Source organism: Chamaesiphon sp. VAR_48_metabat_403 (assembly GCF_031422475.1).
GTDB lineage: Bacteria > Cyanobacteriota > Cyanobacteriia > Cyanobacteriales > Chamaesiphonaceae > Chamaesiphon.
Genome location: NZ_JANPLS010000041.1, coordinates 1 through 6315, shown reverse-complemented (window position 1 = coordinate 6315; position 6315 = coordinate 1). Strand labels below are relative to the sequence as shown.

Here is a 6315-nt window from a genome sequence, read left to right as displayed (position 1 = left end):
GCGAAAGTCAGGTATTAGCCTTTAGGAGAAGCTCTAGACGTTTTTTGGATCTGTAGGGGTGGGTTTATGCTAGTCAATTCGGCATTAATTTCCTAGCCTCTATTCTAGCAGCTAGAATTAGCCCGTTAGTTCGATCTCGGTAGAACCAAAACCTGTCCCCAACTCTTGATATAATATGCACCTTCAGGTGGTGCAGTCACCCCGAAACGAGTCCATCGCTGAAACAGGGTGCTAAGGTGCAGATAAATTTATTAGATCGAGTCAGATTGGGAATTGCGGTATTTGCAGCCAAAACAATTACCTCGACAATTCGCACGTTTAAATTAGGTGCGGCGAGCGTACTTCCGGGAACTATTGGCAAACGTCTGCACCCGCAGATTTTAGCCTTACTTTCCCAGCAAATTAAATATGGAACCATCATCGTCGCCGGAACCAATGGTAAAACGACTACTTCCTTACTGCTGCGAGGAATTCTAGAAAAAGACGGTTGGAAAGTCGTCCATAATGAAGCGGGAGCAAATTTAGTCAACGGCTTAATTACAACCCTATTAGAAAATACCAGTCTGACAGGCAAACTCAAAGCAGACTATGGCATTCTCGAAGTCGATGAAAATGTCATTCCGATCGTCATTCCTCAACTCAAGCCTAAATATATTATCGCCCTAAACTTATTTCGAGATCAGCTCGATCGATATGGCGAAGTCGATACGATTACCTATCGCTGGGGTAAAGCAATTGCCGAATTAGATGGCGATACAATTCTCGTTACCAATGGCGACGATCCGGCTTTAGCTTATTTAGGGCAACAATTAGCCAGTGGAGCTAAACCCAAACAAGTTAAATATTTCGGGTTGAGCGAACCAGAATTGTATCTAGATGAAATTCCCCATGCGGTAGACTCTATTTACTGCCCTAGTTGCGGTACTGCACTCGAATACAAGGGTGTCTATCTTTCCCACCAAGGTGATTTCGATTGCCCCAAATGTAGCTTTACAAAAAGTGAGTTGTCGATCGACAGTAAAGAATGGCCGCAAGTCTTAATCGGCGTTTATAATAAGTATAATACCCTCGCTGCCATTACCACAATGGAATCGATCGGCATTAGTAAGCCTATAATTCTCGATACCATTAGCACCTTCCAAGCAGCCTTTGGTCGCTCGGAAGAAGTAATATATAAGGGTAAAAAGGTGCGGATTTTATTAACTAAAAATCCTGCCAGTATGAACGAAACCATCCGCGCAGTCAGTCAAGTAAACCAATCCGGCGGCGGTTCAGTAAGCCTAATGTTACTCAACGATCGTACCCCCGATGGTACCGATGTTTCGTGGATTTGGGATGTCGATACTGAAAAGTTTGTCAACGCTGGCGGCACAATTGTCGTTAGTGGCGATCGAGTTTACGATATGGCTTTGCGATTAGAATACAGCAAAATCGACCCTAATAGCGGTGCTAAAATTATCGTCAAAGAAAATCTCAAAGAAGCGATCGATATCGCGATCGAACTTACCTCAACTACCGAAATTCTGCATATCATTCCCACCTATTCTGCCATGTTAGACGTTCGCGAAATTCTTACGGGTAAAAAGATTCTCTAATCGAAATTAAGATCCGATCGTCGAGCTGATAATTACTATGACAACTAATTTTACAGAAGAAGGTTGGACATTCTTAGATTGGCAAAATATAGTAATATTTAATAGTTGAGATTAAGTACGATCGGGAATGGGGATAAATTTAATGCAATATAAAATATTCTGGGGATTAGCACTAGTTACGATCGTCCTGAGCAATTCTAAAACACTCGCTCAAACACTACCAATATCACCAAATCTAATTCCATTTAGTTCTAGTGAAGGCGAACAGCTTTTAATCGATAGTCAAGCCAGACAGGATTATTTCTTGTTAAGCAATCAATTTGTGACCCAAATAAATCAGGCTTACTGCGGGGTAGCTAGTAGTGTGATGATATTAAACGCCTTAGGATTACCCGCACCAAAACAACCTCAAGATAAAACCGTTCAATTATTTACCCAAGAAAATTTTTTCGATCGCGAGGAGACAAAAAAAGTAATTTCGCCCACGCTAGTTTCTAAGCTGGGAATGACATTAGCACAGTTAGGCGATTTATTAACCACTCATGGCGCGAAAGTTAAGGTTTATTATGGCTCGGATGTAAATCTCGATCGATTTAGATCGCTCTTGCGTCAAAATCTGTCCGAACGTAACAATTTTGCGATCGTCAATTACTTACGCAAAACTATCGGTCAAGAACGCGGCGGTCATATTTCACCGATTGCCGCTTACAATCAACGTACCGATCGCTTTCTCATTTTAGATGTTTCTCGCTATAAATATCCCCCAGTCTGGGTTAAAGCAGCAGATTTATGGCAAGCAATTAAAACAACCGATTCCGAATCCGGTAAAACACGAGGTTTTGTTCTCGTAAGTAAGTAACAAAATTAGGTATTAGGTATTAGGCTTTAGGGAATTGAGATAGAGTTCCAGTTTCCCAGTCTCCCAGTCCCCCTGTCCCCCCGTCCCCCCGTCTTCCAATCATGACTCAAACATTAGAATTAAAAATCGGCTGGCTCTATCCTACCCTGATGAGTACTTATGGCGATCGCGGTAATGTCATCGCCATCCAACAGCGCGCGCAATGGCGGGGAATTAACGTCAAAGTCATCCCTTACGATCGAGAATCCGATCCCGATACGATCCATCAAGTTGATATTATGGCAGGTGGCGGTGCCCAAGATCGCCAGCAAGAAATCGTCATGCGCGACTTAGCTGGTGCCAAAGCCGCAGCCATCAAAGCTAAACTAGATGCAGGCGCACCCGGCGTATTTACCTGCGGCTCTCCTCAATTGCTGGGCAGATTTTACGAGCCAGGATTGGGCGAACGCATCGAAGGCATGAACATCATCGATCTCGAAAGCAAACATCCTGGCATCGACACCCAGCGGTGCATTGGCAACGTGGTATTTGAAATTACTGCTAAAAGACTCGCTGCCGAACTTACCGAGCTACTAGGGGGCAAAAAGCCCATCATCGTCGGGTTTGAAAATCACGGTGGTAGAACCTATCTCGGCCCGAATGCTGAAGCATTGGGTAAAGTAATTAAAGGGTATGGAAATAACGCAACAGATGGCACTGAAGGCGCATTCTATCGTAATGCGATCGCGACTTATTCTCATGGGCCGCTAATTCCCAAAAATCCCTTTATCGCCGACTGGATGATTAAAACCGCACTGCAAAATAAGTATCAAACCGAAATAAATCTCGCCCCATTAGATGATAGTTTAGCCGATCGAGCGCGGGCGGCGATGTTAAAACGATTGGAAATTAATTGTTAATTAAATAACTTACTTCAACACTGAAATCAATCGATCGACGGTATCTTTACGACTGTTATAGCCCATCAAACCTACCCGCCAAACTTTCCTGCTGCGACTAAAATTCAAACTTACTAATGATTGCTACTACAAATCCAACTATTAACATTTTATGTCAACCGACATCAGCCGATTGGCTCGAACAAGCATTAGCAAATATCGATACCATTTTGCTCGATCATTCGCATTGCGAGCGCAAAGCAGCCAGCACGGCAATCAATATGATGTTTCGCTACCCATCCAATCATAAACTAGTGCGGCAATTAACCGCGATCGCCCAGGAAGAATTAGAACATTTCGAGCAAGTTAATCAGATTCTCGAACGACGCGGTATTCCCCTCGCACCGCTCAATGCCCCACCTTATGGAAAAAGACTGATGAGCCAGGTTCGCACTCAAGAACCTTACCGTCTGCTTGATTCTCTGCTCGTTTCAGGATTGATTGAAGCCCGTTCTCACGAGCGATTGGGGTTACTCGGCAGCCATCTTCCCGATCCGCAATTAGCGGCATTTTATCGGGGATTAATGGCATCAGAAGCCCGTCATTTTGGGATTTATTGGTTGCTGGCAGATACTTATATTATCGGCGGAGCCTCAGTACCAGAGCATCGCTCGCTCGTGCAAACTCGCCTGAAGGAACTGGCAATCTTTGAGAGCGATTTACTTGCCAATCTCCATCCCGAACCCAGAGTTCATAGTTAAGAATTCGTTGGGGTAGCATCGGGATAAAAAGTAACAATTGCGTTATCTTCTTTAACGAATACCACCAAATAAGTGTGTCCCGAATCTGCATCGACAACTGGGAAATTAACAACAGATCGCGATCGCGATCGACTTTTAAAAGCTAGTGTTGCTGCTACTAATAATTCTGCTGCATCAGTAACTAAGGCATAACCATTTCGTCGATCGACAATCAATCGATCGCCATATTTTAATAATACTCCCAGCGTATATACCACCCCCGCGATCGTCTCTTCCTGATGGTGATTATCGGGCAATCTTCCTGCCAATCCTAACTCTTGCAATTGGAGATATCGCCCCACGTAATGCATTCCTTTGAGCTTGCCATTGTCGATGGTTCCACAAAAAATATGCTCGAAACCATCGCGTTTAAACCAAATTTCGGTCAGATCGGCAATAAATTCGGCATCGGTAATGCGTCCGGGAAAAATCTCGCCATTTACCGCAGTTTTGATTAATTTTAGTACTTGCGGATAAGCTGTTAATAATGCGCTAAAATCTTCAGCATTAACTCGATCGCCTAAATTACCACAGACTTGTAAAACATCGCAATCGAATTTCGATAATTCCGGCGATAGCGGCGTAATATCGACTGATACCCCATGCGGAAAATGATGTAGTTCGGGATTATCGACCCGATCGAAAAATGGTGCTAAATGTTTTTTGCGAGGGCGAGGTTTTTCCATCGATCTGCTCCATAAAAACAATCGGATTTTCCTAATCTAAAATCGGATTACTTCCACCAGCATAGCCGCTCGATCCAGGTGAGCTTCTGCCGTTGCTGGCGTTGATACCTATGCCACTCTTGCGCGGTTTGGTAGATAAATTCAGTATAACTGGGTGACAAACAGGGCACGGTAGTCAGATCGGCAATGTTGAGCCGATTATGGATGGAGATTGCCAAAGTTTGAATTAATTCTGGTGCATTATGTCCGAAAATTTCCGCCCCTAAAATGCGCCCGTTTGGTGTAACTATAATTTGACAAAAACCGCTATTAATCCCGTTTAAAATTGCTTGGGGTGAGTCTTTTAAATAACTTTGTAAGACGATCCGATCGCGACGATTGCTATTGGTTGCCATGCTGAGTGTCATGCCTACTCTGGCTAACGGCGGATCGGTATATACCGCCCACGGTAAGTTTTGATAGCTATTATAGTCAATTTTGGTTTTGCGCCAAGACAAGGCATTACGGACGGCGATTTTGGCTTCGTATTCAGTCAAGCTTTGACTGTGATAGCCCCCCAAAACATTCCCACAGACACCACCACAAGCATAAATTTGCTGGTGAGAAGTTTGGAGTTTGTTATCGATCGAGATGCCTTTTTCGGTATAGTCTACACCCACGCCGAGGAGATTGAATGATTCCAAGCGCGGCCGATCGGGTAGTGCGATAAAAATCTCATCGACGGCAATCGTTTCATCGCCGAGCGTCACTAGTTTTGCCCGATTTTCCATATCAACATTAGTCACGATCGTTTCTAAATAAATCTCCACCCCATCGGCTTCTAATTGCGCCTGAATCAGATTGGTAAGATCGGGATCTTCATAAGGTAAAATTCGCTCGGTTTCGACGATCAGCGCGACTCGACACCCCAACTTTGCCAGGGTTTGAGCCAATTCTACCCCCACTGATTCCGAGCCGACAATCGCCCACCGTAAGGGAATTTGCCGATTCTCTTTCAGAGAGGCTACGCCAACGACTAAACTCGGCAATCGATCGAGTACCATATAACCAGCAGCTTGAATGCCCGGAATTAATGGGTAATGCGAAATCGTACCAGTCGCGATTAAGTAAGCGCGAGCGCGCAGCGATCTATTTTCGATATTAAAAGCCAAGTGGGGACGACGACAAAATTCGCCCATCCCCACGATCGTATCCACACCCATCGCCGCTAACATGGCGGGACTACACTGTCGATCTAGTCTATCGATCGCTGCTTCAGCATACTTCCAGGGGTAGCTAGTCGGCTGCTGAAGCCGCGTTCTCTCGATTCGATGGGTATTTGCTATCCGCGCCAATGCATAGGGGTAGAAATCGCGCTGAGGATGGAGTCGTTCGTCGGCTAGTTGCGGTAACACCAACGCCACCCGCGCCTGTAAATTTACAGCTTCGATTGCCGCCGCTCTCGCCGCTGCTGTCGCACCAATAAATAATAAGTCGTATTCTGGAGTCAAAATTGGG

At 44.8% G+C, this 6315-nt stretch carries 6 protein-coding genes; 4 read left to right on the top strand and 2 right to left on the bottom strand.

The genetic code is table 11. From position 1 onward, the window contains the following. The first annotated feature begins 236 nt into the window (after positions 1-236). The 4 genes from RMO79_RS01995 (at position 237) to RMO79_RS01980 (ending at position 4093) form a co-directional block, all read left to right on the top strand. The gene (locus RMO79_RS01995; RefSeq protein WP_310481378.1) at positions 237-1595 is read left to right on the top strand and encodes a Mur ligase family protein; all 1359 of its coding nucleotides are present in this window, start codon (positions 237-239) and stop codon (positions 1593-1595) included. A 142-nt stretch (positions 1596-1737) separates the two neighbouring features. Then, complete coding sequence (locus RMO79_RS01990) at positions 1738-2454, top strand: phytochelatin synthase family protein (RefSeq protein ID WP_310481377.1); 717 nt, start codon at positions 1738-1740, stop codon at positions 2452-2454. Between the two features lie 101 nt (positions 2455-2555). Continuing rightward, on the top strand, positions 2556-3353 hold the full coding sequence (locus RMO79_RS01985; protein ID WP_310481376.1) for a type 1 glutamine amidotransferase: 798 nt from the start codon (positions 2556-2558) through the stop codon (positions 3351-3353). Positions 3354-3469: 116 nt separating this feature from the next. Next, a complete protein-coding gene (locus RMO79_RS01980; protein WP_310481375.1) occupies positions 3470-4093 on the top strand; it encodes a tRNA isopentenyl-2-thiomethyl-A-37 hydroxylase MiaE in 624 nt (207 codons plus the stop codon). Here RMO79_RS01980 and RMO79_RS01975 read toward each other — a convergent pair. Together RMO79_RS01975 and RMO79_RS01970 are read right to left on the bottom strand one after the other, a co-directional pair. Continuing rightward, positions 4090-4818, bottom strand: coding sequence for an EndoU domain-containing protein (locus RMO79_RS01975; RefSeq protein ID WP_310481374.1), 729 nt, complete (start codon positions 4816-4818; stop codon positions 4090-4092). The two genes, RMO79_RS01980 and RMO79_RS01975, sit on opposite strands and share 4 nt — an antisense overlap. Positions 4819-4865: 47 nt before the next feature. Then, on the bottom strand, positions 4866-6315 hold a 1450-nt coding region (locus RMO79_RS01970; protein WP_310481373.1), incomplete at its 5' end, for an FAD-dependent oxidoreductase.